24 protein-coding genes and 1 pseudogene are annotated in these 25,206 nt (G+C 52.4%); 14 read left to right on the forward strand and 11 right to left on the reverse strand.

Going from position 1 to position 25,206, the window contains the following annotated elements:
• The coding region (locus RJ38_RS03760) for an IS3 family transposase (RefSeq protein ID WP_039017066.1) at nucleotides 1-482 on the forward strand (482 nt) is incomplete at its 5' end.
• Between the two features lie 957 nt (nucleotides 483-1,439).
• Here RJ38_RS03760 and fdhF read toward each other — a convergent pair.
• On the reverse strand, nucleotides 1,440-4,214 hold the full coding sequence (gene fdhF / locus RJ38_RS03765) for a formate dehydrogenase subunit alpha (protein WP_039017567.1): 2,775 nt from the start codon (nucleotides 4,212-4,214) through the stop codon (nucleotides 1,440-1,442).
• 175 nt (nucleotides 4,215-4,389) lie between these two features.
• Between fdhF and RJ38_RS03770 the strand changes: the two genes are divergently transcribed.
• Together RJ38_RS03770 and RJ38_RS03775 are read left to right on the forward strand one after the other, a co-directional pair.
• Nucleotides 4,390-5,445 (forward strand): saccharopine dehydrogenase, encoded by a 1,056-nt coding sequence (locus tag RJ38_RS03770; protein ID WP_039017583.1) that lies wholly within the window; start codon nucleotides 4,390-4,392, stop codon nucleotides 5,443-5,445.
• Between the two features lie 12 nt (nucleotides 5,446-5,457).
• Nucleotides 5,458-6,597, forward strand: a complete 1,140-nt coding sequence (locus RJ38_RS03775) for a saccharopine dehydrogenase family protein (protein WP_039017568.1) — start codon at nucleotides 5,458-5,460, stop codon at nucleotides 6,595-6,597.
• Between the two features lie 34 nt (nucleotides 6,598-6,631).
• Here the strand turns inward: RJ38_RS03775 and RJ38_RS03780 are convergent, their stop codons facing one another.
• From RJ38_RS03780 to RJ38_RS03805, 6 genes are all read right to left on the reverse strand, one after another.
• Entirely contained in the window at nucleotides 6,632-6,862 is a 231-nt protein-coding gene (locus tag RJ38_RS03780; protein WP_039017569.1) for a WGR domain-containing protein, read from the reverse strand.
• A 51-nt stretch (nucleotides 6,863-6,913) separates the two neighbouring features.
• Entirely contained in the window at nucleotides 6,914-7,771 is an 858-nt protein-coding gene (locus RJ38_RS03785; protein ID WP_052245180.1) for a hypothetical protein, read from the reverse strand.
• Nucleotides 7,772-7,920: 149 nt separating this feature from the next.
• Nucleotides 7,921-8,628, reverse strand: coding sequence for a response regulator transcription factor (locus RJ38_RS03790; protein ID WP_039017570.1), 708 nt, complete (start codon nucleotides 8,626-8,628; stop codon nucleotides 7,921-7,923).
• Nucleotides 8,625-10,562: a PAS-domain containing protein gene (locus tag RJ38_RS03795; protein ID WP_039017585.1), complete on the reverse strand. Its 1,938-nt coding sequence runs from the start codon at nucleotides 10,560-10,562 to the stop codon at nucleotides 8,625-8,627. Before RJ38_RS03795 ends, RJ38_RS03790 begins: the two co-directional genes overlap by 4 nt.
• 17 nt (nucleotides 10,563-10,579) lie before the next feature.
• Nucleotides 10,580-10,936 (reverse strand): Lin0512 family protein, encoded by a 357-nt coding sequence (locus RJ38_RS03800; protein ID WP_039017571.1) that lies wholly within the window; start codon nucleotides 10,934-10,936, stop codon nucleotides 10,580-10,582.
• A complete protein-coding gene (locus tag RJ38_RS03805; RefSeq protein WP_039017572.1) occupies nucleotides 10,933-11,280 on the reverse strand; it encodes a Lin0512 family protein in 348 nt (115 codons plus the stop codon). Before RJ38_RS03805 ends, RJ38_RS03800 begins: the two co-directional genes overlap by 4 nt.
• Before the next feature lie 292 nt (nucleotides 11,281-11,572).
• Here RJ38_RS03805 and RJ38_RS03810 point away from each other — a divergent pair, with 292 nt between their 5' ends.
• The 7 genes and pseudogenes from RJ38_RS03810 (at nucleotide 11,573) to RJ38_RS03840 (ending at nucleotide 19,942) form a co-directional block, all read left to right on the forward strand.
• Nucleotides 11,573-13,525 carry an AMP-binding protein gene (locus RJ38_RS03810; protein ID WP_039017586.1) on the forward strand — a complete coding sequence of 651 codons (1,953 nt, stop codon included), beginning with the start codon at nucleotides 11,573-11,575 and terminating at the stop codon, nucleotides 13,523-13,525.
• A 142-nt stretch (nucleotides 13,526-13,667) separates the two neighbouring features.
• Nucleotides 13,668-14,423 (forward strand): ABC transporter ATP-binding protein, encoded by a 756-nt coding sequence (locus RJ38_RS03815; protein WP_052245182.1) that lies wholly within the window; start codon nucleotides 13,668-13,670, stop codon nucleotides 14,421-14,423.
• Between the two features lie 12 nt (nucleotides 14,424-14,435).
• Nucleotides 14,436-15,398: a branched-chain amino acid ABC transporter permease gene (locus RJ38_RS03820; protein WP_039017573.1), complete on the forward strand. Its 963-nt coding sequence runs from the start codon at nucleotides 14,436-14,438 to the stop codon at nucleotides 15,396-15,398.
• A gap of 2 nt (nucleotides 15,399-15,400) precedes the next feature.
• Nucleotides 15,401-16,476 (forward strand): annotated as a pseudogene (locus tag RJ38_RS03825) (branched-chain amino acid ABC transporter permease).
• Nucleotides 16,477-16,552: 76 nt separating this feature from the next.
• A complete protein-coding gene (locus RJ38_RS03830; RefSeq protein ID WP_039017574.1) occupies nucleotides 16,553-17,842 on the forward strand; it encodes an ABC transporter substrate-binding protein in 1,290 nt (429 codons plus the stop codon).
• Nucleotides 17,843-17,906: 64 nt separating this feature from the next.
• Nucleotides 17,907-18,731 carry an ABC transporter ATP-binding protein gene (locus tag RJ38_RS03835; protein ID WP_039017575.1) on the forward strand — a complete coding sequence of 275 codons (825 nt, stop codon included), beginning with the start codon at nucleotides 17,907-17,909 and terminating at the stop codon, nucleotides 18,729-18,731.
• Between the two features lie 14 nt (nucleotides 18,732-18,745).
• Nucleotides 18,746-19,942 (forward strand): phenylacetate--CoA ligase family protein, encoded by a 1,197-nt coding sequence (locus RJ38_RS03840; RefSeq protein ID WP_039017576.1) that lies wholly within the window; start codon nucleotides 18,746-18,748, stop codon nucleotides 19,940-19,942.
• A 102-nt stretch (nucleotides 19,943-20,044) separates the two neighbouring features.
• On the opposite strand, the gene rpsU is transcribed toward RJ38_RS03840, so the two are convergent.
• The 3 genes from rpsU to RJ38_RS03855 form a co-directional block, all read right to left on the reverse strand.
• Nucleotides 20,045-20,251 carry a 30S ribosomal protein S21 gene (gene rpsU / locus RJ38_RS03845; protein ID WP_039017577.1) on the reverse strand — a complete coding sequence of 69 codons (207 nt, stop codon included), beginning with the start codon at nucleotides 20,249-20,251 and terminating at the stop codon, nucleotides 20,045-20,047.
• A 102-nt stretch (nucleotides 20,252-20,353) separates the two neighbouring features.
• A complete protein-coding gene (locus tag RJ38_RS03850) occupies nucleotides 20,354-20,671 on the reverse strand; it encodes a DUF1244 domain-containing protein (RefSeq protein WP_039017578.1) in 318 nt (105 codons plus the stop codon).
• Between the two features lie 11 nt (nucleotides 20,672-20,682).
• Nucleotides 20,683-21,441 carry an N-formylglutamate amidohydrolase gene (locus RJ38_RS03855; RefSeq protein WP_039017579.1) on the reverse strand — a complete coding sequence of 253 codons (759 nt, stop codon included), beginning with the start codon at nucleotides 21,439-21,441 and terminating at the stop codon, nucleotides 20,683-20,685.
• A gap of 137 nt (nucleotides 21,442-21,578) precedes the next feature.
• Here RJ38_RS03855 and pyk point away from each other — a divergent pair, with 137 nt between their 5' ends.
• From pyk to RJ38_RS03875, 4 genes are all read left to right on the forward strand, one after another.
• Nucleotides 21,579-23,021 (forward strand): pyruvate kinase, encoded by a 1,443-nt coding sequence (pyk, locus tag RJ38_RS03860; protein ID WP_039017580.1) that lies wholly within the window; start codon nucleotides 21,579-21,581, stop codon nucleotides 23,019-23,021.
• Nucleotides 23,022-23,170: 149 nt separating this feature from the next.
• Nucleotides 23,171-23,371 carry a 50S ribosomal protein L35 gene (gene rpmI, locus RJ38_RS03865; protein WP_039017581.1) on the forward strand — a complete coding sequence of 67 codons (201 nt, stop codon included), beginning with the start codon at nucleotides 23,171-23,173 and terminating at the stop codon, nucleotides 23,369-23,371.
• Nucleotides 23,372-23,383: 12 nt separating this feature from the next.
• A complete protein-coding gene (gene rplT / locus RJ38_RS03870) occupies nucleotides 23,384-23,749 on the forward strand; it encodes a 50S ribosomal protein L20 (protein WP_039017582.1) in 366 nt (121 codons plus the stop codon).
• Nucleotides 23,750-23,917: 168 nt separating this feature from the next.
• Nucleotides 23,918-25,000, forward strand: a complete 1,083-nt coding sequence (locus RJ38_RS03875) for a Hint domain-containing protein (RefSeq protein ID WP_052245181.1) — start codon at nucleotides 23,918-23,920, stop codon at nucleotides 24,998-25,000.
• Here RJ38_RS03875 and RJ38_RS18415 read toward each other — a convergent pair.
• On the reverse strand, nucleotides 24,990-25,206 hold a 217-nt coding region (locus RJ38_RS18415), incomplete at its 5' end, for a DDE-type integrase/transposase/recombinase (RefSeq protein ID WP_156121741.1). The two genes, RJ38_RS03875 and RJ38_RS18415, sit on opposite strands and share 11 nt — an antisense overlap.

Below are 25,206 nucleotides of genomic sequence, written 5' to 3' on the forward strand. Positions count from 1 at the left end.
CCAATCAGAAATGGGCTGGCGACATCAGCTACATTTGGACCAGCGAAGGTTGGCTGTATCTTGCCGTCATCCTTGACCTGTATTCTCGCCGCGTCATCGGATGGGCTATCAGTAACCGCATGAAGAAGGATCTGGCAATCCGGGCGTTAGATATGGCCGTTGCTTTGCGCCAACCACCGGAGGATTGCATTCACCATACGGATCGTGGTTCACAATATTGCTCAAATGAGTATCAGAAGCGCTTGTCCAAGCACGGTTTCAAGGTCTCGATGAGCGGCAAGGGAAATTGTTATGATAATTCTATGGTCGAGACGTTCTTCAAATCCATTAAGGCTGAGCTGATTTGGCGCAACCGTTGGGACACACGCCGTCAGGCTGAAGGCGCGATCTTCCAGTATATCAACGGGTTCTATAACCCGCGCCGTCGCCACTCATCGCTTGGCGGGAAAAGTCCCTTGGCTTTTGAGCGAAAGGCCGCATAAATGAGTTCAGAGACCGGAACGTAAGCGGGACAAGACCATACTGCCTCAAACAAAAAGGGTGACAGTAATGAGCAAGTTTCCACATTCATTCGAAGTCTACGGCTTCACTATAGAAGTCCACGCAGGCGGCCGCCGAGTTTGGCCTCCCAGTTTCAAACGGTTTATCACAAATAGCCTCGATGACGGTTCACTCCAAGTCGACGATGTCATGAAACGATGCAATGTCTCACAATCACTCGTCTATAAATGGCGGGCCGACCTCAAACGTGCAGCCGGAAGCCGTATCTCTGTACGCGAAGAGCGATTGTTTTCCGAAGTTGTGATCTAGGACACCGAACGTTCGGAAGCCACCGGGTCAGTTGAGACACAAATTGCATTGCGCGGTCGAGAAATCGAGATTGTTCTGCCTGCAGACTATCCTATTGATAATTTAGTCACTGTTGTCCTTTCGCTTGAGGGCCGCGCATGATCTCGCCGTCAGGAAATTTCAAACTCTATTTAGCATCCAAGCCCGTCGACTTTCGGAAAGGCGCCGATAACAGCATTGCGGACGAATTGATGGGAACGATAGGATTTCCAGCCTCAGCTTCATACGATGAAGTATGTGCATTGCTGGAGCAGCACTTGGCATGGCCAACGGTCAAATCAGTGGATTGGCGTGTCCGCAGAGTCCATATCCACAATGTCAAATGACATTCAGGCGACCGGGGCGATTAACGATGCCAATGAGCGGCGACTGAGCAAGTTCTAAATCTGCTTGAAAAGATTGAAAGTGGCGTTTTGGGCCGTAGACGCAACGTTTACGCTGCATCTGCCCCCTGTTTCTAGTCTATCCCGGATAATCACCGAGCCAACTCAGTCCAACCCTACCATGATGAGGCCCATACAATGAGCAGCCCCATCCGGTAGTTAAGGCATGTGAAAGTTTTGGTGCGACTGCATATGCCCAGCATTGGGTTATTCGGCAGCGATTGCCGCAGCTTTTTCAACTTTTACCGCAGAGAACTTGAACTCAGGGATTTTGCCGTAAGGGTCGATCGCTGGGTTGGTCAGTACGTTTGCTGCGGCTTCCACATAGGCAAATGGCACAAACACCATGTCTTCGGCGACCGCGCGATCTGCCCGTGCCATGATCTCGATTGATCCGCGACGTGTGGACAGGCGCACCATTTCACCGGGCTCTACACCAAGGCGACGCAAAGTTTTCGGGTGCAGGGAGCAGTTTGCTTCTGGCTCAACCGCATCCAAAACCTTTGAACGACGGGTCATGGAGCCTGTATGCCAATGTTCCAACTGGCGACCTGTGGTCATAATCATCGGGAATTCAGCATCTGGTACTTCATCCGGGGCAATCACTGAGGCTGGGGTAAATTTCGCCCGACCATCGGGACGCGGGAAACCGTCACCAAACACCACGGCTTGGCCGGGATCAGTTGGGGAAAGCGACGGATATGTCACGGTTTCGGTTTTCAAACGTTCCCAAGTGATATTATCCAACGATTTCATGTTCAGCTTCATCTCAGCGAAGATTTCACTTGGGTGTGTGTATGTCCAACCAAGACCCAAGCGCTGTGCAAGCTCCGTGGTGACGGCCCAATCTTCGCGGGCCTCACCGGGGGGGGCGACAGCAGGGCGTACCATTTGAACCTGACGGTTGGTGTTGGAAACCGTGCCAGATTTTTCATAAAGCGCCGAGGCAGGCAGGATCACATCCGCATAGTTCGCGGTCTCCGTCAGGAAGATGTCTTGCACAACCATCAGTTCAAGTTTCGCAAAGGCATCACGCGCATGTTCTGCATCTGGGTCAGACATGGCTGGATTTTCACCCTGGATATACATGCCTTTGATATTGCCTGCATAAACCTGATCGACGATCTCGGTGACGGTCAGTCCTTTTTCATTGCTGAAATCATCCGATCCCCAAACACCCGTGAAGTTATCGCGAATCGTGTCATCGGTAACGGTTTGATAATCGGGCAGGAACATCGGAACCAGACCGGCGTCAGATGCACCTTGCACGTTGTTTTGCCCGCGCAATGGGTGAAGACCTGTGCCAGGACGACCAACTTGACCACACATCAAGGCCAGGCTGATCAGACAGCGTGAATTATCGGTGCCGTGGATGTGTTGTGACACGCCCATGCCCCAGAAAATCATCGCAGATTTGGCACCCGCAAAAGTGCGGGCGACATCGCGGATCACATCAGGCGCAATGCCCGAAATGCCTTCCATTGCTTCGGGACTAAAATCAGCAAGATGGGCTTTTTCAGCTTCCCAGTTCTCGGTGTAGGTTTCGATATACTGTTGATCGTAAAGCTTTTCCTCGACGATCACATGCATGATTGAGTTTAACATCGCAACGTCAGCACCAGGACGGAATTGCAACATGTGGCTAGAGAAACGACGCAGTCCAACACCGCGAGGGTCCATCACGATCAGCTGGCCACCACGTTTGGTGAACTGTTTGAAATAGGTCGCAGCAACAGGATGGTTTTCAACGGGGTTACAACCAATCGCGATTGCAACGTCGGCGTTTTTGATCTCGTTGAAAGTCGCGGTCACAGCCCCAGAGCCGACGTTTTCAATCAGCGCAGTCACAGAAGACGCGTGACACAGACGTGTACAATGGTCGACGTTGTTGTGCTTGAAACCTTGGCGGATCAGTTTCTGGAACAGGTAGGCTTCTTCATTGGTACATTTCGCAGACCCAAAGCCCGCAATCGTACGGCCACCGTGGGCTTGGGCAAGGTTGGCCATGCCACCAGCCGCTTTATCAAGCGCTTCATCCCAAGTTGCTTCGCGGAAGTGGGTCATTAAATTGCCGGGATCAACGTTCAGACCTTTGGCAGGTGCATCATCACGGCGAATTAGCGGTTTGGTCAGTCGGTGATCATGGTGAATATAGTCAAAGCCAAAACGACCTTTCACACAGAGACGGCCTTCGTTTGCGGGGCCATTGATGCCCTCAACGGATTTCACTTTGCCGTCTTTGACCTTGAGGTTCACAAGGCAACCAACACCACAGAAAGGGCACACACTTTTGGTTTCAGAATCAAAATCACCGCTGTCACCAACTTGATTATCATCAAGAACCGCAGCGGGCATCAAAGCACCTGTTGGGCAGGCTTGAACGCACTCACCACAGGCCACGCAGGAAGACGCACCCATATCGTCGGCAATATCAAAAACCGGATAGGAATCATGCCCGCGACCGGCCATGCCGATCACGTCGTTGACCTGAACTTCGCGACAGGCACGCACACAAAGACCACATTGGATACAGGCATCCAAGTTGACGTTCATCGCGACGTGGCTGTCATCCAGCAGAGGAATACGACCATCTTCAAGCTTTGGAAAACGGCTTTCGGACACTTCACTTAGATCCGCCATCTCCCAGAGGTGGCTGGATTTGTCATGGGCTGTTTCGCGCTCTGGCTGATCCGTAACCAGCATCTCAAGAACCAGCTTACGCGCAGCAGTGGCACGCGCGGTTTCCGTGTTCACAACCATGCCTTCGGCAGGTTCGCGAATACACGATGCCGCCAAAACGCGTTCGCCTTCGATGTCGACCATACATGCACGGCAGTTCCCATCAGGGCGATAGCCAGGTGCCGGTTTGTGGCACAAATGTGGGATCACCAGGCCGCGGCCATTGGCAACTTCCCAAATGGTTTCACCGGGGTTCGCTTCGACCTGCTGGCCGTCCAGGGTAAATTTGATCTTATCGGACATGCTGGCTCTCTTTCCTGTAGTTCCGCGAAGTTTAGCTGAAAATAAGCGGATACCCAAACCCCCATAGCGCCACTTATAAGCACAAATGCGTCAGGGGATGATTCTGTTCGCGGCCCATTGGCAAAAGTGTGTTTTTGACCTATGCGCAATAAGATTGCTGAATCAGGGGGAAATCATGACACATCTGTGGGTTCGGGCTGAACAACGTGAAAATGAAGAACGAGTGGGCATCACACCCGAAGGCGTTGCAGCGCTGATTGATGCGGGCATCCGGGTCACGGTTGAAGAAAGCTCTGTACGGGCGATTGGGTTGGATGGATATCGCGATGCTGGCGCAGAAATTTCCGCCGAGAACGCATGGCCAAATGCCCCGGAAGATGCAATCATTTTTGGCCTGAAAGAGTTACCAGAAGATGGCACTCCGTTGCCTCATCGCCATATCATGTTCGGTCATGCCTATAAGGGACAGTTTTCGGGGCGTGCCCTGTTGGACCGGTTCAAAGCGGGCGGTGGGACCTTATACGATCTCGAATATCTCGTCGATGAAACGGGCCGGCGCGTTGCTGCTTTTGGCTATTGGGCTGGCTTTGCAGGCGCTGCGATTGCGATGAAATCCTGGGCAGCACAGCAACGCGATGAAATTTGTCCAGCCGTGGGTGTGTATAAAGACAAGGATGCATTGGTTTCTGAATTGAAACAAGAGGTTATCGCAACCGGGTCGACACCCCCGTCTGCGATTATTATTGGCGCCATGGGCCGTGTTGGCACCGGCGCAGGTGACCTGTTAGAAGCCATGAACAGCACTGTAACCCGCTGGGATCTGGCGGAAACCGCAAGTGGTGGACCGTTCCCAGAAATCTTGGATCACGATCTATTCATCAACTGCATCTTGGCCCGTCCCGGTACCCCGGTTTTCGTGCCAACCAGCGCAAAAGACGTGGACCGTAAGCTGACTGTTATTGGCGACGTCGCCTGTGACCCGGACAGCGATTATAACCCAGTTCCGGTCTATGACACGGCCACCACGTGGAATGCACCCGCTTTGCGCGTGCATGAAAACCCGCTGCTGGACGTCACCGCGATTGACAACCTTCCGTCGATGTTGCCGCGTGAATCTTCCGAAGATTTTGCAGGTCAACTTTTGCCGTCTCTGTTGACCTTGTCCGACCTGACTTCTGGTGTCTGGGGCCGGGCGGCAGCCGATTTTAATGAACACACGCAAGACATCTGAGAGGATCCTGTAATGACTATTCACTGGTGTGGCACTGGCCTTTCCGCAATTCCCGGCCTGCGTCGGTTGATCGAAAATGGGCGCGAGGTTTGCGTTTGGAATCGAACCGTTGAAAAGGCACGCGAAGCCGTTGGTGATTTGACCGACAACATCCGTGCTTTTGACATGGAAACCTTGAATGACGCCGTGCAGGCTGGTGATCTTGTGGTCTCCATGCTGCCGGGTGATCTGCATGTGCCGTTGGCCAAGATGTGCCTTGAAAATAAAGCGCATTTCGCGTCTTCCAGCTATATCGCGCCTGAGATGAAGGATCTCGACGGGGCGTTTAAAGATGCAGGCCTGTGCAGCATCAACGAGGTCGGCCTGGACCCAGGTATCGACCACTTGATGGCGCATTGGTTGGTCGCGGATTACCGTGCGTCCGAAGGGTTCGATGCAGGCAATGAACTTACCTTCATTTCTTATTGTGGCGGCATCCCGAAAGTTGCCAATGATTTCCGCTATAAGTTCAGCTGGTCACCACTGGGTGTATTGAAGGCCTTGCGTTCACCATCTAAGTCTATGAAAGATTTCAAAGAATTCGATGTTGCGCGTCCTTGGGATGCGATTTCCTCGTATGAAGCGCCGCTGCAAGCCGTCGAAAGTTTTGAAGTCTATCCAAATCGCGATTCTCTGCCGTTCATTCAGGATTATCAGTTTGATGCGGACTGGAAGGTTAAAACCTTCGTGCGTGGTACCCTACGCATGAACGGATGGACCGATGCGTGGTCCGACGTGTTTCGCGAGGTTGAAACCTTGGAAGGGACAGCTGGTGATGCACGCCTGAAGGAAATGTCAGATGGGTTCTGGAATGCGCATGCTTATGACGAAGGCGAAGCCGATCGCGTTGTCATGTGCGTTGCGCTTCAAGCGGAAAAGTCTGGTGAAAACGTGTATCACAAGACCTATGTGATGGACGGTTGGGGCGATGAACGTGGTACGGCCATGGCGCGTCTGGTTTCTGTACCGCTGTCCATGGCGATTGATGCCGTTCTTGATGGTGAAATCGCACCTGGCGTCAGCCCCGCTCCGCATTCGCCTGAGTTGATTGACCGCCTGATGACGGAAGTTGGCAAATTGGCGCAGCACGTAACCGTGGTTGATCACGTTTAAGTAAATCGCGCTGTCCAAAAATTGGGGCAGCGCATTACGCCCGAAAATAACCGCGTGATAACATCCGATTGCGGGAACAATCCGCCGCCAAAGACGCGGCGCGCAGATCGTTGAACAGTCTAATTTTGCGGGTGCCATTGCCCCCACAAAGCCCCCATTCGAAGATCACTGACCATTCTCCGAATAGATTGCCCTCTATCGCGATGCGATAGAAGCGAGGGCCGCCCGTTATACTGGGCGCGCGCTGTAAGAAACAAACTGCCATGATTCGCTTTTAGAAGACGCGAATCATGACCGCAAGAAAAATCAGATCAGATTAAGCAGCTCTCTTATTGGCGATATCATCGCGTGGAAGGTCCCAGTCATCCAAGCGCCCGAATACTTTGCCCATGGCGGTCAACGGTGATAACACCACGTTTTGCATCAGAAGATAATTTGCAATCGTGATCAAAATGGTGACAACCGCGATCAAAATTAGCAAGGTCAGAGACAGAGACTGCTTTTTCGCGACGGCACCGATTTCCGCTGCAAACCGAGAATCCAAAGTCCGCATGAACGTGTTCATTGGTGTCATAATTTCGGCTTTGAACAGATGATACTCTGGTGAATGAAGCAATGTGCGTGCCAACGGTAAATTGGGTGCCCCGTGAACGGTGTATTCGCCCGCGCTATCCTGATAAAGCCCTTTGATGGCGTTCATCGCTTGGGTTTCTAGGGAAACTAAAGAGTCAGATGCAGCGTGGGACTCAGTCAAAAGCGCGTATTCGGTCGCAGTGAAATCTGCGGCAAGTAACAGCTCATCCATTGAAACCTTTGGACCTTCGGTGGCGACCTCGATCAGACCCGCCGATACGAAATCCCAATACACTTCGCCGTAATTTTCTGGTCTGGGCGCTTCCCCGTTTCGAATGGCAAGTAATTGAAAATATTGAGTTTCAAATTGCGGATCACCCGTTACCGCGTAGGTGCGTGCCAGGCGCGTCAGATCATCGCTGCTTTGGTGCAGTTGTTCGCCAAGGGCATAGTCGATTTTGTGTCGATCTTGCAGAGATGCAAGGTGACTGGCAACATTTGTCACCCATAAAATGGACATGGAAACAAGAACCGCGCCGATTATATTGGCAATCGCCAATATGCGGCCGACGGAAATCAAACGGTTTGCATTAAAAGACATTCTATCCTCGCAACATTTCTAAAAGTGAGGGTATTTGACCTTTCAAATCTTAATTAAGTGCGACCAAATATGAAGAGGGATGGCGTAGCTGACTTAAAGCTTTGAAAGTTCACGTAAGAAAATAGGTCACATGTCGATATATTTGCTGGTTACCCCCAAGAAACATCCCCAAGGAAGATGTAACCGGCCCCATAAATTGTCTTAATCAGTCGTGGATTTTTCGGATCTTCACCCAGTTTCGTGCGAAGCCGCGATATGCGAACATCCATCGCCCTGTCGAAGCTTTCGCCCGCAGCGCCACCAAGGCTTTCTTGCATTTGCGCGCGCGAGATGAGGCGTTTCGGGCTTTCGAGGAACAGTCGGAGCACCTCGCCCTCTGCATGGGAAAAGGGGATCTCGAGGCCATTGGCATCTATCAAGACGTAACGTTCAAATTGGGCTTCCCAGCCTTCAAACGAAGCGGTGGTCACTGTAGGGGTCGTTTCTTTCCCGCTACGCAACCGGGCGCGCACCCGTGCGACAACCTCAGTTGGATCAAAGGGTTTGATGATATAGTCATCTGCGCCAAGCTCTAGCCCGGTGATGCGATCTTGAACCTGTGCGCGCCCAGAAATGATGATGATCGCGGCACCACTTTCCAAGGCCAAGCGATGCACAAGGGCCAGCCCATCTTTATCGGGCAATCCCAAATCAACCAGGCACACATCTGGTGCCGTACGGGATAGGGCAGCCTCAAATTCCGTGGCACGCCCGAAACTTGCGGTGCGGAACCCCGCATCTGAAAGGGCGTCCGACAACATGGTGCGGATTTCGGGTTCATCATCAAGGATGGCGATCATCGGAGCTGGCTGAGTCATGTTGGGATCTCCTTAGAGCGGGGTGTATTCAGAAACCCAGATAATTCGCGGGCATTAAAGGGTTTTGTAATCAATGGGTAACGGCGTTCACCATCCTGGCGTGTCGCATTCCCTGAGGGCAAAGACGTCATCAAATGCCCCGGCGCAGCAACGCCAGAGGCCGCCAAACGGTCGAGCATTTGCACGCCGGTCATGTCACTTCCTGCAAGTGATATATCGGATAGGATGAGATCAATTCCTGACACATACGCGAGGGTTTCACCTTCCTCGGCGCTTGTTGCTTCAATAACGGTATGACCTTGATCCATAAGCATTTCGCGTACAGATTTTCGAATATCATCACTGTCTTCGACAAGTAACACCAGCCCAGGTGCTGCGTCTTGGGGGGCAGGGCGCAAAGGCAAGCGCAAGGTGACGCGCGCCCCCGTCGGGGTGTTGGCAAGTGATATGTTCCCGCCGGCGGAACGTGTCATGTCATAGACCATGGACAGACCAAGGCCGGAACCCTCTTCGCCTTTGGTGGTGAAAAACGGGTCGAGAGCGTGGTTCAGTGCTTTCTCCGAAAACCCTATGCCCGTGTCTTCCACAGCTATTTCAAGCCAAGTGTCACGCACGGATGTGGTTGTAACCGTGATTTTCCCGGATCGTTCGCCGATTGCATGGGCGGCATTTAGCAAAAGGTTCAACAGTGAATCTTGCAGAAATCCGGCATCCAACATCAAGGTTCCACCGATATCACATCGATAGATTTCCAGGCGAATGTGATCGGGCAATGTGGGGCGGGCCAGCAGGCGAATATCATTGAGAAAGGACGATAAATCCGTTGCAACAAGTTTGACGTCACGGGGCCCTGACATTTGAGCAATGCGATCAAGCAAACGCCCCCCCCGCCGAGCCGTGGCTTGGGTCGCAGCGATGAGTTCTTGGCCATCCTCGGTTAATTCCATTCGGGCAAGGCGCGACTGAAGCCCTAAAATAATCGTTAAAAGGTTAGCGAAGTCATGGGCAAGACCCGAGGTCAGCTGCGCCGCAAGTTCTCGTTTGTGGGTCTGGGCAAGGGATGCACGGGCTTGGCTTTCTTCGGTTACATCCGTCGTTAAAATATAGACGCCATGCATCTCGCCATTGCGATCATCGGGGGTGAAGGCCGTTCTAATACGCCGCGAGCTGTCTTCATCCGTGAATTCAAATGCACTTGGTTTGCCAAGAAAGGCTTGTTCCAGACGCGGGCCGATGTGCTTCCACGCGTTGCCCCCAAGGGTTTCATCGATGCGGGCACCCAAAATATCAGTGGCACGCCCCGGCATGACATTCGCAAGTTGGCGATTTGAGAACGTATAGCGATAGTCTGTTCCGACATGGGCGATATGGGCCGGCATCATTTCCGCAGTGGTTCTGGTGCGGGCTTCCATTTCGGTCAGTTGATACTTGGTTTCTTCCAGCTGCGTAATTGTCACCGCCAGTTCCCGGTTGGTTTGTGACAGCTTTTCAGTGTGATCCAAAAGCTGATCTGACAGCACCTCAGAACGGGATCGCAACAAGGTTTCTTGCTTTTTGGTGCTTGTGATGTCGGTGTAAACCGTGACCCAGCCCCCCTGTGGAAGGGGGTTTCCCTCTACGGCAATGGTGCGCCCGTCGGGGCGGGTGCGTTCTAGATAATGCGCCTCAAAGGCCTGGGCCTGGTCAATGCGCACTTGTAGGGCCGCGTCTATGTCATCGATTTCACCATATTCACCACGTTCCAACAATAGGCGGATCGTGTCGGAAAAGGTTGCACCGATGGTTACATATTCTTCAGGCAAATCAAACATTTCCTGAAACCGGCGATTGGAAACCGCCAGCTTCAAGTCGCTGTCATAAATCGAAATCGCCTGATGGATCAGGTTCAGGCCAGCCTGGATCAGATCAGCGGTGTTGCTTGCTTTTCCTGGCATGGTCTGCATCCTTTTTCTTAACTCAATTTCCAGTGTTCGGGTGCGATTGGGTAAAGGGCCTCGACCGCGGCTGTCGCAATCACATGTGACGTGCCGTTGGCGGGGTCATCGATATTCTGCCCGCCTTTAACCGCGGTCACAACGGCTTGGCCACGCGGCAAAATCGCCGCAACAGCATCACAATCGACCTTATCGGGTTCTGCGACACCCACAGTCACGCGCACTTCCATCAGGGCGCTATCAAGACCAAGTGACTGAAAAATGCTTAATGTCGAATGACGGAAGGCATCTTCCACAGCGCGTTTCGCAGCTTTGGTGTAATCCATCCCATAGAGATCATTCCCCATGCCCATTTCGAGAATCAGACGTTTCATTGCGCGGGCTCCATGTCGAAAGAAACCACGACGGCGGCGTTGGCGATTACAGTTTTCCCACCGTCAGGCTTCGCAATATCAAGGCCGCCGTGCACAGCTTTGAATGTGGGTGTGCCGTAAGGTAACACAGCTTTCAACGCTTCAAGGTCTACCTGATCTGGTTCTTGAACCGCGACTTCGACATCCACCAACATGGCTTCTTTTGGGAAACCAAAGGCTTGTGCCATGGTTAAGGAATTGTGCCAAAGCGCATCTTTTAAAGCGCTTATGGCGGCTTTTGTGTAATCTTCGCGGCGCAGGGATGTGCCCATCCCGAATTCAACTGCGACTCTGGTTTTGGCCATGCTGACCCTCCCTTGGTTCACCTTGTGTTAGACAGTTTCCACGCGGATCACAAATTTTCTGAACATATTGGCTTTGTTACAATTCGTTAGGATTGGGAAAAACTAAGGAAATGTTTACGCCAGAGTTTCGCTTTTAGGGAAAACACGCGAAGCTTTGGTTGGGGAATCACCCTTCCGTTGAAAATAGCTGTGGTTTAGGCGCGGAAATTGCGTCAGGGAGGAATACAACTTGTCCACAACAACCGCCCATTTGGGGAAAGTTGCTGCACCGGAAAAATCCGTTCTTGAGCAGGTGAAGTTCGCTGAGTTGAGCTCTGTGCCCGCGCTTTTGGCACGCAACGCACGTGAATTTGCGGATGCACCGGCATATCGCGAAAAAGAATACGGGATCTGGCAAAGCTGGACTTGGGCTGATGCCGCTGAAGAAATCGAAGCGCTTGCCCTTGGCTTGATGAACCTTGGCGTCAATGAAGGTGATTACGTCGCCGTCATCGGTCGCAACCGTCCATATCTTTACTGGTCTATGATCGCGGCCCAAATGTGTGGCGCGATCCCTGTGCCGCTGTATCAAGACGCCAACGCCGAAGAAATGGCCTATGTTTTAGGCCATTGTGGCGCGCGTTTTGTGATTGCGGGTGACCAAGAGCAAGTCGACAAAGTGATCGATGTGCAGGAAGAATTGCACCAGTTTGAACATATGATCTACCTTGATCCGCGTGGTATGCGTAAATATGACCACACGCGTTTGCATGAATATGAACATGTTCAAACACAGGGTCGCGCGGCTTTTGATGAATATGAAAAAGAACTGAAACGCCGCATTGAGAAATCCACTTGGGACACCACCTGTGTGATGCTTTACACGTCCGGCACCACTGGCAAGCCCAAGGGTGTTGTTCTATCAAACAGCAATATTGTGTTGACGGCGAAGAATTCATCTGAGTTCGACAACCTTCAACGTGATGAGGAAATTCTGGCTTATCTGCCAATGGCTTGGGTCGGGGATTTCATCTTTTCCATGGGTCAGGCAATGTGGACTGGCTTCTGTGTGAATTGCCCGGAAAGCCCCGAAACGATGATGACCGATCTGCGTGAGATCGGACCAAGCTATTACTTTGCGCCGCCTCGTATCTTTGAAACCCAGCTGACCCAAGTGATGATCCGCATGGAAGACGCGAGCAACTTCAAAAAGAAGATGTTCGATTACTTCATGAACCATGCGAAAAAAGTTGGTCCAAACATGCTGGACGGCGAAAGCGTTGGTTTGGTGGACCGCTTGAAATACGCCGTGGGCGAGGTCACAACCTATGGCCCGCTGAAATCCGCGCTGGGCTTTTCCAAAGTGCGCGTCGGCTACACCGCTGGGGAGGCCATCGGGCCTGAGATTTTCGAATTTTACCGGTCATTGGGCATCAACCTGAAACAGCTTTACGGCCAAACCGAAGCCGGCGTGTTCATCACCCAGCAACCAGATGGCCAAGTGCGCAATGACACGGTGGGCGTGCCTTCCCCTGGCGTCGAAGTTAAAATTGGCGACAATGGCGAAGTCTTCTACCGTTCTCCGGGCACGTTTGTGGAATATTATAAAAACCCCGAAAGCACTGCTGACACCAAAGATGCGGATGGTTGGGTGGCCACGGGGGATGCGGGTTTCTTTGAAGAAGACACCGGGCATCTGCGCATCATCGACCGTGCAAAAGACGTTGGCAAAATGTCAGACGGTCGTTTGTTCGCGCCGAAATATGTTGAAAACAAACTGAAATTCTATCCCGACATCCTTGAGGCTGTGGTTTTTGGTGCGGATCGCGATACATGTACCGCTTTCATCAACATCGACCTAACCGCTGTTGGTAATTGGGCCGAACGCAACAATATTGCCTATGCGTCTTACCAAGAACTTGCGGGCCACCCCGAGGTCTATGGTTCCATCGCCAGTCATATCGCCGAGGTGAATAAATCCGTTGCCCAAGACCCGATGTTGTCTGGTTGTCAGATCCACCGCTTCTTGATTCTGCATAAGGAATTGGACGCGGATGACGGTGAAATGACACGGACACGTAAGGTGCGCCGCAAGATTGTGGCCGAGAAATTCCACGACCTGATCGCCGCACTTTATGATGGCTCAACTGAGGTCTCAACCGTCACTGAGGTGACCTATGAAGATGGTCGCAAGGGCGCGATTTCGGCAACTCTTGAACTGCGCGATGTCGAAGTTCAGGCCAACCAGAAAATGGCTGCGCAATGATGCAAATTCTTAACATGTACTGCGTTGATGCGGCGGAAGCCTCCGGCGGGAGTATTTCCGGCAAGATGAAGGAGTGGGCGCTGTGAACACAAGCGTAGAACCTTACACCACAGAAGACGGTCGCGAGATCGGCGGCGTGGTTATGGAAATGAAAAACATCACCCTGCGATTTGGCGGTGTGGTGGCGATCAAAGACATCTCGTTTGACATCCGTCAGGGCGAAATTCGCGCGATTATTGGCCCGAACGGCGCTGGTAAATCATCCATGCTGAACGTGATTTCGGGCTTCTACACGCCGTCTGAAGGTTCTGTTTGGTATCAAGGCGCGCCGCGCCCGCCCATGAAACCCTATCAAATCGCCCGTCAGGGTGTTGCGCGGACCTTCCAGAACATCGCGCTTTTTGAAGGCATGAGCACACTTGATAACATCATGACCGGTCGTCTGACCCACATGAAATCATCCATGCTGAGCCAGGGCCTCTGGTGGGGGAAAGCCCAGCAGGAAGAGGCGGAACATCGCGAAATCGTTGAGAAAGTCATCGACTTCCTTGAGATCCAAACAATCCGCAAAACACCTGTTGGACGTCTGCCATATGGCTTGAAAAAGCGTGTGGAACTTGCGCGTGCTTTGGCGGCTGATCCCAAGATTTTGCTGCTGGATGAACCGATGGCGGGCATGAACGTTGAGGAAAAAGAGGACATGAGCCGCTTTATCCTGGACGTGAACGACGAATTTGGCACCACCATCGTGTTGATTGAACACGACATGGGCGTGGTGATGGATCTGTCTGACCGCGTGGTTGTGATGGATTACGGCAAGAAAATTGGCGATGGCTCACCCGATGAAGTGCGCAACAACCAAGACGTAATCGACGCCTATCTCGGCGTGGCGAATTAAGGGGGGAATGACATGGAATTTCTGAAAAGCATACTTATCACCCCCTTTGTGGACATGGCCACAGCCCCTGATTTCTTACTTCAGGTGCTGTGGGAAGGCCTCGTTTCGGGTGTCCTATACGCATTGATCGCATTGGGCTTTGTGTTGATTTTTCGTTCAAGTCGGATCTTTAACTTTGCGCAAGGTATCATGGTTGTATTCGCAGCCCTGACCCTGATCGGCTTTCACAGCCTCGGCATTCCCGCATGGATTTCGGTGATCTTCACCCTTGGTGTCATGGGATTGTTGGCGATCACGATTGAACGCGTCGTTCTGCGCCCACTTGTTGGGCAGCCAGATATCATCCTGTTTATGGCGACCATCGGGGTCACTTTGTTCCTGATTGGGTTCGGAGAGTTGATCTTTGGTGGTGAATCAAAACGTATGATCACACAAGAATTGGGCATGCCAACAGGGTCTATCGACTTTGAACCATTTGGTGGCCTGTTGATCTTACAACACATTGAAATCATGTCGGTGACCGCTGCTGTGATCTTGGTCGCAAGCCTGCTGTTGTTCCTGAATAAAACGCGGATGGGGCGCGCAGTTCGGGCCCTTGGGGATGATCCACAGGCCGCACTTTCCGTTGGGATTTCACTGCGTACCATTTGGGTTCTCGTGTGGTTCCTTGCGGGTGTCATTGCATTGGTCACCGGGATTTTCTGGGGTGCACGTGCGGGTGGCGTAGACTTTGCGCTGGAAATCATCGCGTATAAAGCGCTTCCGGTTCTCATGCTGGGTGGTCTTGAATCTATCACCGGCGCGATTGTCGGTGGGATTGCCATCGGGTTGCTGGAAAACCTATTCGAAATTTACTGGGGGCAGGAATTGCTTGGTGGGGGTACCAAAACTTGGTTTGCCTACGTCCTTGCATTGTTTGTGCTTCTGTTCCGTCCACAAGGCCTGTTTGGCGAAAAAATCATCGAGAGGGTCTGAATATGTTTTATAACACCGCTGGCCAGTTCAAGACGTCTTACAAAAAAGACCAATCCCTCTTTCCGGTTAAGCAGGATGCGATCCTTCTGGGGGTCATCCTGTTCTGCGCCTGGATTTTGTTCCCACTTACCGCAAGTGAATTCACCTTCAAAACCATGCTTATGCCGGTTTTGTGTTACTCTCTCGCGGCTTTGGGCCTGAACATTCTTACAGGTTTCGCAGGGCAACTTTCCCTGGGTACAGCCGCCTTCATGGGCGTTGGCGCGTTTGCCTGCTACAAGCTGATCACCATCTTCCCAGAGATGAACATCATTGTTGCAATCCTGCTGTCGGGCCTGTTTTCATCCTTCGTGGGGGTGATGTTTGGCTTGCCAAGCCTGCGCATCAAAGGGTTCTACTTGGCGATCTCAACATTGGCTGCGCAGTTCTTCCTTGAGTGGACGTTTGAAAGATGGGCTTGGTTGTCAAACAACACCACATCCGGCGGGATCGAAGTGCCCAACATTGAGATGTTTGGCGTTCCTGTTGCGGGTCCATTGGCGGCACCCATCACGCAGTATTTCGTCATCCTGTTCGTCGTCACCTTGATCACCGTCATTACAATCAATCTGACACGTGGCAACCAAGGGCGCATCTGGAAGGCCACCCGTGACATGGATATCGCGGCTGAACTTATCGGGATCAACTTGCTTAAATCCAAACTCACGGCTTTTGCTGTTTCCAGCTATATCGTGGGTGTGTCCGGTGGTTGTTGGTCTTCATGACAATGACGGGTGCTGAGGCAAGCTTCTTTAGCATTCAACTGTCGTTTGAAATCCTATTCATTGTGATCATCGGTGGACTTGGATCCGTTATGGGCAGTTTCCTAGGCGCGGTTTTGATTGTGGCTTTGCCGGTTATCATCAAATTCCTGCCCGAAGCAATTGGCCTTGATGTTAGCTCAGCGACGGTGGAACATCTTAACATCATGACAATTGGCGCATTGATCGTGTTCTTCTTGATCATTGAACCACACGGGCTGGCACGTCTTTGGGCGCTTATCCGTGAGAAACTGATTATCTGGCCATTCCCGCACTAAGCGGGGGTGACCCAACAAGACCAATAAGAAGACCACTTGAACAAAAGTAATCCAAATCTTTGGGAGGAGAATGAAGATGAAGAAACTTACGACTTTTGCGGCGGCAGCCGTGATGGCGATCACCGCAGGTGCGGCATCCGCCGAGGGGCTTTCCACACCGAACCTCAGCTATCGTACTGGCCCGTTTGCGGCGACTGGTATTCCACTGATGAACGGTCAGCGCGACTATATGTTGATGCTGAACGCCCGTGATGGCGGCATTGGCGGCGTTCCGATTGATTTCTCTGAATGTGAAACCGGATATTCCACCGAAAAAGGCGTGGAATGTTATGAGGCGACCAAAGGCGAAGCCATTGTGACCCAACCTTGGTCAACTGGTATCACGCTTCAGGTTCTGCCAAAAACCAACGTCGATCAGATCCCAATTCTCGCACCTGGTTACGGCTTTTCGCCAATGGCTGATGGTTCCGTATTCAACTGGGCGTTCAACATGCCGGGTTCATACTGGGATGCGGCATCTATGATCTTGAACGAATTGGGTGGCAATGATCTGTCGACACTTGCGGGCAAAAAGATTGCCTTCTTGCACCTTGACCACCCATTCGGCAAAGAACCACTTCCTTTCTTGGAGGCAATGGCCGAAGAGCACGGTTTTGAGCTTCTGCCGATCCCAGTTGGTCTGAAAGAAATGCAGAACCAATCCGCGCAGTGGCTGCAAATCCGCCGCGAACGTCCTGACAATGTGATCATGTGGGGCTGGGGTGCGATGAATGCAGGCGCTCTGACCGAAGCTGTGAAAACACGTTACCCAATGGATCAATTCGTTGGCGTTTGGTGGTCTGGCCACGATGGCGACATGGAAGCGCTGGGCGAAGCTGGCAAAGGCTATCGTTCCATCAGCTATTCCGCACCACAACCTGATGCGGCAGTTATGGCTGACATCCGTGAATATGTGTTCGACAAGGGCGATTCTCTCGCAACTGAAAGCGAACTTGACTGGGTATTCTACCAACGCGGTCTTGTGATTTCAGCGCTTCTGGCTGAAGGCATCAAAACGGCTCAGGACAACTTTGGTGAAGGCGAAATTTCCGCGGCGCAACTGCGTTGGGGTCTTGAGAACTTGAAGCTGACTGACGAACGTCTGGCTGAAATGGGCATGACCGGCATGGTCGCACCGTTCTCTACTTCTTGTTCAAACCACACCGGTCACGCTGGTGGCTGGATGCTGGAATGGGATGGCGCGAAATGGGTTGTTGGTTCTGACCATCTGATGGCTGACGCTGAAACCATTCGTCCGCTCGAAGTTGCTGCAGCTGCTGAATACGCTGAGGCAAACGCGCCTTGGCCGATCGTTGACTGCGAATAATTGATATCCCGGCCGCAGCCCTGTGTTGCGGCCGGACCCCACTGATTTCTTCAGGAAGTGAACCATGCTGGACGCCGAAAAAACAAATAACGCCTTGCTTGAGGTCAACAATATCGAGGTGATCTACAACCACGTGATCCTTGTACTGAAGGGCGTCAGCCTGTCGGTTCCAAAAGGCGGCATCACCGCACTTTTGGGTGGCAACGGCGCTGGCAAAACGACCACCTTGAAGGCCATTTCAAACCTGCTCCACTCAGAGCGTGGCGAAGTGACTAAGGGCTCTGTTTCCTATCAAGGTCAGGAAATTCAAGAACTTAACCCATCGGCGCTGGTGAAGCGCGGTGTCATCCAGGTGATGGAAGGCCGTCATTGCTTTGAACATCTGACCGTTGAGGAAAATCTGCTAACCGGCGCTTATACCCGCCGTGATGGCCGTGCCGAGATCGACCGCGATCTTGAGATGGTGTATACGTATTTCCCACGTCTGAAAGAACGCCGCAAAAGCCAAGCTGGCTATACGTCCGGCGGTGAACAGCAGATGTGCGCCATGGGTCGTGCTTTGATGTCGCGCCCTGAAACCATCCTGCTGGACGAACCTTCCATGGGTCTTGCGCCGCAGTTGGTGGAACAGATTTTCGAGATCGTGAAAAGCGTGAATGAGGGCGAAGGCACAACATTTTTGCTGGCCGAACAGAACACCAATGTTGCCCTGAAATACGCTCATTACGGCTATATTTTGGAAAATGGCCGCGTTGTGATGGATGGGCCTGCTGCTGAATTGCGCGAAAATCCTGATGTGAAAGAATTCTATCTGGGTGTGTCTGATGACGGTCGCAAAAGCTTCCGTGATGTGCGGTCTTATCGCCGTCGCAAACGTTGGTTGAGCTGATCGGGGGATTGCGTATGACTTTTTATGATAAGCTTGAGACCCGTTCAAACGATGAACGCATTTCATCCCAACTGACTGCTTTGCGGGCACAAATCACCCGTGCGCGCAGCGCGGCAAGCGCGTGCAACTTGGATGGCCCTGAGATTAACGATCTGTCCGACCTCGCGGCATATCCTGTGTTGCGCAAATCGGATCTGTCGAAATGGCAGAAAGAAAAGCCGCCTTTTGGTGGGTTTGCCGTCAAGAATGCCGCCCATATTTTCCAATCTCCCGGCCCTATTTACGAGCCCGGTGGCATCAGCCATGATTGGTGGCGCATGGGACGCTTCTTGCATGCCTGTGGCATCGGTTCTGATGACATCGTACACAATTGTTTCGGCTATCATCTGACCCCTGCGGGCATGATTTTTGAAAGCGGCGCGCGCGCGGTTGGGGCCTCTGTTCTGCCAGCGGGCGTTGGCCAAACCGAACTTCAAGTGCGCGCTGCGGCTGATATCGGCACCACCGCTTATGCTGGCACGCCGGACTATCTCAAGATCATCTTGGACAAAGCCGATGAGATGGGCGAGACCCTGAAAATCACCAAAGCCGCCGTGGGCGGCGGGGCATTGTTCCCAAGCTTGCGTCAGGAATATGCCGATCGTGGCATCATGTGTCTGCAAAGTTATGCCACCGCTGATCTGGGCAATATTGCCTATGAGACAGAAGCGATGGAAGGCATGATCGTGGATGAGGGCGTGATCGTTGAGATTGTGACCCCCGGCACCGGCACTCCTGTGGCCCCTGGTGAAGTTGGCGAAGTCGTGGTGACCACGCTGAACCCAGATTACCCGCTGATCCGTTTCGCAACCGGCGATCTGTCTGCTGTTCTACCTGGCCAATCCCCTTGTGGTCGTACCAATATGCGCATCAAGGGTTGGATGGGCCGTGCGGATCAAACCACCAAGATCAAAGGCATGTTTGTACGCCCTGAACAGGTTGCTGACCTCGTGGCGAAACATGCTGAAATCAGCAAGGCCCGTGTCATTGCCTCACGTGTGGGTGAGATGGACGCAATGACCGTTCAGGTCGAAGCATCAGGCGGTGATCAAGCGGCATTTGAGGCCTCTGTCGCGGGCCTTCTTAAGCTTAAGGGTAAGGTCGAAATCCACGCCCCTGGCAGCTTGCCCAAAGATGGCAAAGTCATCGATGATCAACGTGTGTATGACTGATTTACCACGCGACTGAATTTGGCAACTCAAAACAAAAGCCCCGGCGTTTAACACGTCGGGGCTTTAAATTTTTGCGTTCAGATTGATCTGAAGAGGAATGATTTACATCATACCTTCGCGCTGAAGTTTTTTCCGCGCGAGCTTGCGAGAACGACGAATTGCTTCGGCTTTACAACGCGCTTTCTTCTCAGACGGTTTTTCATACGCCGTACGAAGTTTCATCTCACGGAAGACGCCTTCACGCTGAAGTTTCTTCTTCAGAGCACGCAACGCCTGATCGACGTTATTATCACGAACACTAACCTGCATGTGGTTTTCACCACCTCTCTAAGTTGGATTTGCAAAATTGCAGGAACGCCGCTCTATACCGCCGAATCTGTTGTTTGTCCAGTTTTGCGTGTGACGGGCGTGTTACCCTTTTTCGTTTAGAACGTTTTCTTTAAATGCGACTTCAAATTCGGCCTGTTTTGCAGGGCTTGCATCTGATTGGTGTTTCTCTTTCCATTCCGCCGTCGACATGCCGTAGAACGCTACGCGCCCTTCTTCTTTGTCCATCTCGATGCCACGTTCATTTGCGGCTTCTTGATACCAGCGGGACAGGCAGTTACGGCAAAAACCAGCAAGGTTCATCATGTCGATGTTCTGCACGTCCAAGCGGTCTTCCATCAGGTGTTTTTGCAGGCGACGAAAGGCTGCGGCTTCGATTTCGATACGGGTTTGATCATCCATGATCTGTCCTTTCAGAGGGCGCTGTTGATCAGGGCCTGTTGTAGGATTGGGGCCAGGCGTTGCGCCCAAGCCTTTTGTTGTGCTTCGGTTTCGATCAGGTCATTGCGGACCTCAATCAGAATATTTGGGTGGCCGGGCTGCATGGCGTGCCGGTCCAGCGCGTCCCCGGGCAGATGTCCGCCATAAGGTTCATTTTCCCCCGTGCAGATGTCCTTTTCTTGATAGATCAGATCCAGAAAGGGCCGCGCGAGACGATCGTCTTCGGCGAATAAAACACCCACATGCCAAGGGCGCATATCGCCGCCCTTTAATTGCGGGGTAAAGCTGTGAATGGCGCAGATCAGTGGCTGTTTTCGTCGAGAAATGACATCGGCAACAGCATCATGATATGGTTTGTGCAGGGTCTCGCGGCGGCGTGTGACCTCGGTCGCATCCACATGGCGATTGGCAGGGATAATCGTGCCATCATACAGCTTCATCACCAATGTTGGGTCATTATCGCCCCGGTTTGGGTCAATCACGAGGCGGGAAAATTCGCTGCGTACATAAGGCGCATCCAGCATTTCAGCGAGATATGTACTGACCCCATCCGCGCCGACATCATAGGCGATGTGGCGCGCCATATCAGCGGCAGGCAGGCCAAGGTCACCACCATTAATGTCACTGGGGACCCTATTTGTCGCGTGGTCGCAGGTGACCACCCATCGTGCAGGGCGATCAGCGCCGATGACGGTAAAAGGGGCGGTGGAGATAGAAGATTGATGTGTCATGAATCATTCACTGCTTTGGGTTACGCCCGTCATACGCAATATGCGGGGCAAGCGCCAGTTGCAGCCCGGTGGCGTTTGCCGCTATAACGCCGTTAGCGATATCAAAGGGTGAAAACACCCAGTTAAAGGAGCAGGTAATGAAACGGATGCGCAATGTGAAAATCGTGGCGACCCTAGGGCCTGCGTCTGATGATTATAAGATGATCCGCGCGCTTTTTGAAGCTGGCGCAGATGTGTTTCGCCTCAATATGAGCCACGGCACCCAAGATGAAATCGGCGTGCGTCACGCGATTATTCGTCAGGTGGAAAAAGATTGTGGCCGTCCGATTGCAATCTTGGCCGATTTGCAGGGGCCAAAGCTGCGGTGTGGTGTGTTCGCGAATGAAGCGGAAATGCTGGAACCTGGCGCGAAATTCCGTTTTGACCTTGATGAAACAGCTGGGGATGCAACCCGCGTGCGCTTGCCACACCCCGAGATTTTCCAAGCCCTCGAAGCCGGATCATCGCTTTTGGTCAATGATGGTAAAATCCGCCTGACCGTTGATGACTGCGGCCCGGATTTCGCCAATTGCACCGTGATCGTCGGCGGCGAGATTTCCAACCGCAAAGGCGTGAATGTGCCTGACGTGTTGCTGCCATTGGCGGCGCTGTCGGATAAGGACCGTTCCGATTTAGAATATGTTTGCGCATTGGGCGTCGATTGGTTGGCGCTGTCGTTCGTGCAACGCCGCGAGGACGTCAATGAGGCCCGCGAACTGGCCCAAGGGCGCGCTGCGATCCTGTCCAAGATCGAGAAACCATCTGCGGTGACTTCTTTTGATGAAATCTTAGAGGTCTCCGATGGAATCATGGTGGCGCGTGGCGATCTTGGTGTTGAATTGCCGGTGCAAAATGTGCCGCCAATTCAGAAACGCCTGATCCGTGCCTGCCGTGCGGCGGGCAAGCCCGTGATCGTGGCCACGCAGATGTTGGAAAGCATGATCGAAAGCCCGGTGCCCACCCGTGCCGAAGTATCCGATGTTGCGACCGCGATCTATGAAGGCACGGACGCGATTATGTTGTCCGCAGAATCCGCAGCAGGCAGCTATCCGATCGAAGCCGTAACCACCATGAACAACGTCGCGATCGAGGTCGAAAGTGACCCAACCTATCGCAAAGTGATTGATGCCTCGCGCAAGGTTGAACGTACATCTGTTGCCGACGGTATCGTTGTGGCAGCGCGTGAAATTGCGGAAACAACTGAAATTAAAGCGATTTGTTGCTTTACGCAATCTGGTACGACTGCCTTATTGGTGGCGCGCGAACGTCCAAGCGTGCCGATCATAGCGCTGACGCCTTTGGAAAAAACTGCGCGACGTTTATGCCTGTCATGGGGCACAAACTGCATGCTGACGGAAGGCGTTGACCGTTTCAAGATGGCGGTTCTAAGCGCGGCGCAGGCTGCCGTGGACAGCGGAATTGCCACGACGGAAGATCAAATCGTTGTCACGGCGGGTGTGCCCTTTAACATCCCGGGGACCACAAATATTCTGCGTGTCGCCCCCTGCGAGCAAAGCCTGATTTACAACGCTCAACCCTAAGAAAACACAGGCGCAAAATCTGTCATTTCGCATTTGTTTTACGCTTGCGGAATCTCAGCATTGCGCCTATACGGCCCTTTCTACTGTGTGACCGGCCTTGGATGGCATGCCGAGTCGCGCTTAACCACCGCCCTAAAGAGGAGACGGAAATGCCAAAGATGAAGACAAAATCGAGCTGTAAAAAACGGTTCAAAGTGACATCGTCTGGTCGTGTCGTTGCAGCCCAAGCTGGCAAGCAACACGGTATGATCAAGCGCTCCAATAAATTCCTGCGTAACGCACGCGGCACCACCACGCTGTCGGCACCTGATGAGAAAATCATCAAGTCCATGATGCCATACGCTCGCTAAGGAGAATTAGAGATGTCCAGAGTTAAAGGTGGCACAGTCACCCACGCCCGCCATAAAAAAATCGTCGATGCAGCCAAAGGTTACTATGGCGCACGGAGCCGTCTGTTCCGCACCGCGACCCAAGCTGTCGATAAAGCAAACCAATACGCGACACGCGACCGTAAAAACCGCAAGCGTAACTTCCGCGCATTGTGGATCCAGCGCATCAACGCGGCTGTTCGTTCACACGACGAAGCATTGACATATTCCCGTTTCATCAACGGTCTGTCTTTGGCTGGTATCGAAGTGGACCGTAAAGTTCTGGCTGACCTCGCGGTCAATGAGCCAGAAGCATTCGGCACAATCGTTGCAAAAGTTCAGGCTGCTCTTGCTGCTTAAACGCGATTATTATCAATAATTTCAAAGCCCTGCGATTTTTCGCGGGGCTTTTTCATTTGGCACCTCGTCTTTGAGGTGATTCAATGAATATAACACTCTGCCAAGTGTTTATCACTAGTTAGTCCCCTTTTGCATTTGGGGCACTGTTGCGTGAAGAAAGACTGAGACTTGGCCTATATCAGCGAATTACATTATTCGAACAACCACGCGAACACCCAGGGCGTGTCTGAATATGTCGAAGTGGTTTTGGAGGCAGGCGAAGACCCTGCTGATTTCACACTCTCGCTTTACCAGCAGAACGGCAATGTTGGCCCTGAATTCGCCTTAACCAATCCACTCATCGAAAGCTTCCCAGCATCCGGCGGACGTACGGTTTATGTGATTGATGGCGGGCCGCTTAATTTCAAAATTACTGCGCCAACCGGCAGTGGTAATAACTATGAAGGCATTGCGCTGACGGATACGTCCGGTGCCAGTAATGTTGTTCTGGACTTCTACGACATCGGGTCAGGTGGTCGTATCAGCCCCAACAATGGCGCGGCTGCTGGCGGAGGATCATCAACCCAAGTTCCAACTTCAGGCAGTAATAATTCCATTCAAATTGATGAAAATGGTGTTATCAGCTATAGCTCAACGACGCGCGGGACGGTGTGTTTCGCGGCGGGAACGCAAATCCAAGTGCCAGGTGGGTTTTGTAATGTTGAAGACATTGACGTCGGTGACCCGATAGTAACGGCGGACAACGGCATTCAGCAGGTCACTTGGGTCGCGTCGCGCCGCGTCAACGGCCGTCGTGAACTTGCCCCCGTGGTCATTCGCAAGGGCACGCTTGGCGCGAAAAGCGACCTATATGTTTCCCCACAGCATCGCATCCGGATCTCGGGTTGGCAGGCACAACTATACTTTGGTGCGGATGAAGTTTTGGTGCCTGCGATCTCGTTGGTAAATGGGCAAACCATCCTACAGCAACCCTGTCATGAGGTGATTTATGTGCACTTTATGTTTGATCAACATGAGGTCGTGATTTCCAATGGTGTCGCGACCGAAAGTTTTTTCCCAGGCAAGCAAGCCGTCGATATGCTTGAGGAAAATTCCCTTAATGAACTCCTTAATATTTTCCCGGAACTGCGCAATAATTCACAGGTATACGGGAAAACTATCAAGCCGGTTGCCCGTGGTTCTGAGGCGGGGACTGTTGCATTAACTTCACGGGCTTATGAAGAACGGGATCCTTCCACGATCAGGCGCTGATAATGGACAGATTTTTCACGAATTCCATCTCACCCAGAATGCTGGGGCGCGGGTAATGGATGTGTTGGTTTTTGATCGTTCGAATGGTTTCAATTCCTTGCAAAGTGGCCTTGGCAGTTCGTAATGATCTGAAGCTTTGCCTGTAACCCAACAACCGTTTTAAAGCGGCGTGATCGCTTTCGATCCTATTGTTTCGCCACTTTTTA

It is taken from the genome of Halocynthiibacter namhaensis (genome assembly GCF_000812685.1).
Taxonomy (GTDB): domain Bacteria; phylum Pseudomonadota; class Alphaproteobacteria; order Rhodobacterales; family Rhodobacteraceae; genus Halocynthiibacter; species Halocynthiibacter namhaensis.

What these genes read in the sequence shown, in the direction of transcription:
- fdhF (WP_039017567.1), bottom strand. Translation starts at nt 4,214, where the DNA reads ATGTCCGATAAGATCAAATTTACCCTGGACGGCCAGCAGGTCGAAGCG.
- RJ38_RS03770 (WP_039017583.1), top strand. Translation starts at nt 4,390, where the DNA reads ATGACACATCTGTGGGTTCGGGCTGAACAACGTGAAAATGAAGAACGA.
- RJ38_RS03775 (WP_039017568.1), top strand. Translation starts at nt 5,458, where the DNA reads ATGACTATTCACTGGTGTGGCACTGGCCTTTCCGCAATTCCCGGCCTG.
- RJ38_RS03780 (WP_039017569.1), bottom strand. Translation starts at nt 6,862, where the DNA reads ATGGCAGTTTGTTTCTTACAGCGCGCGCCCAGTATAACGGGCGGCCCT.
- RJ38_RS03785 (WP_052245180.1), bottom strand. Translation starts at nt 7,771, where the DNA reads ATGTCTTTTAATGCAAACCGTTTGATTTCCGTCGGCCGCATATTGGCG.
- RJ38_RS03790 (WP_039017570.1), bottom strand. Translation starts at nt 8,628, where the DNA reads ATGACTCAGCCAGCTCCGATGATCGCCATCCTTGATGATGAACCCGAA.
- RJ38_RS03795 (WP_039017585.1), bottom strand. Translation starts at nt 10,562, where the DNA reads ATGCCAGGAAAAGCAAGCAACACCGCTGATCTGATCCAGGCTGGCCTG.
- RJ38_RS03800 (WP_039017571.1), bottom strand. Translation starts at nt 10,936, where the DNA reads ATGAAACGTCTGATTCTCGAAATGGGCATGGGGAATGATCTCTATGGG.
- RJ38_RS03805 (WP_039017572.1), bottom strand. Translation starts at nt 11,280, where the DNA reads ATGGCCAAAACCAGAGTCGCAGTTGAATTCGGGATGGGCACATCCCTG.
- RJ38_RS03815 (WP_052245182.1), top strand. Translation starts at nt 13,668, where the DNA reads ATGGAAATGAAAAACATCACCCTGCGATTTGGCGGTGTGGTGGCGATC.
- RJ38_RS03820 (WP_039017573.1), top strand. Translation starts at nt 14,436, where the DNA reads ATGGAATTTCTGAAAAGCATACTTATCACCCCCTTTGTGGACATGGCC.
- RJ38_RS03830 (WP_039017574.1), top strand. Translation starts at nt 16,553, where the DNA reads ATGAAGAAACTTACGACTTTTGCGGCGGCAGCCGTGATGGCGATCACC.
- RJ38_RS03835 (WP_039017575.1), top strand. Translation starts at nt 17,907, where the DNA reads ATGCTGGACGCCGAAAAAACAAATAACGCCTTGCTTGAGGTCAACAAT.
- RJ38_RS03840 (WP_039017576.1), top strand. Translation starts at nt 18,746, where the DNA reads ATGACTTTTTATGATAAGCTTGAGACCCGTTCAAACGATGAACGCATT.
- rpsU (WP_039017577.1), bottom strand. Translation starts at nt 20,251, where the DNA reads ATGCAGGTTAGTGTTCGTGATAATAACGTCGATCAGGCGTTGCGTGCT.
- RJ38_RS03850 (WP_039017578.1), bottom strand. Translation starts at nt 20,671, where the DNA reads ATGGATGATCAAACCCGTATCGAAATCGAAGCCGCAGCCTTTCGTCGC.
- RJ38_RS03855 (WP_039017579.1), bottom strand. Translation starts at nt 21,441, where the DNA reads ATGACACATCAATCTTCTATCTCCACCGCCCCTTTTACCGTCATCGGC.
- pyk (WP_039017580.1), top strand. Translation starts at nt 21,579, where the DNA reads ATGAAACGGATGCGCAATGTGAAAATCGTGGCGACCCTAGGGCCTGCG.
- rpmI (WP_039017581.1), top strand. Translation starts at nt 23,171, where the DNA reads ATGCCAAAGATGAAGACAAAATCGAGCTGTAAAAAACGGTTCAAAGTG.
- rplT (WP_039017582.1), top strand. Translation starts at nt 23,384, where the DNA reads ATGTCCAGAGTTAAAGGTGGCACAGTCACCCACGCCCGCCATAAAAAA.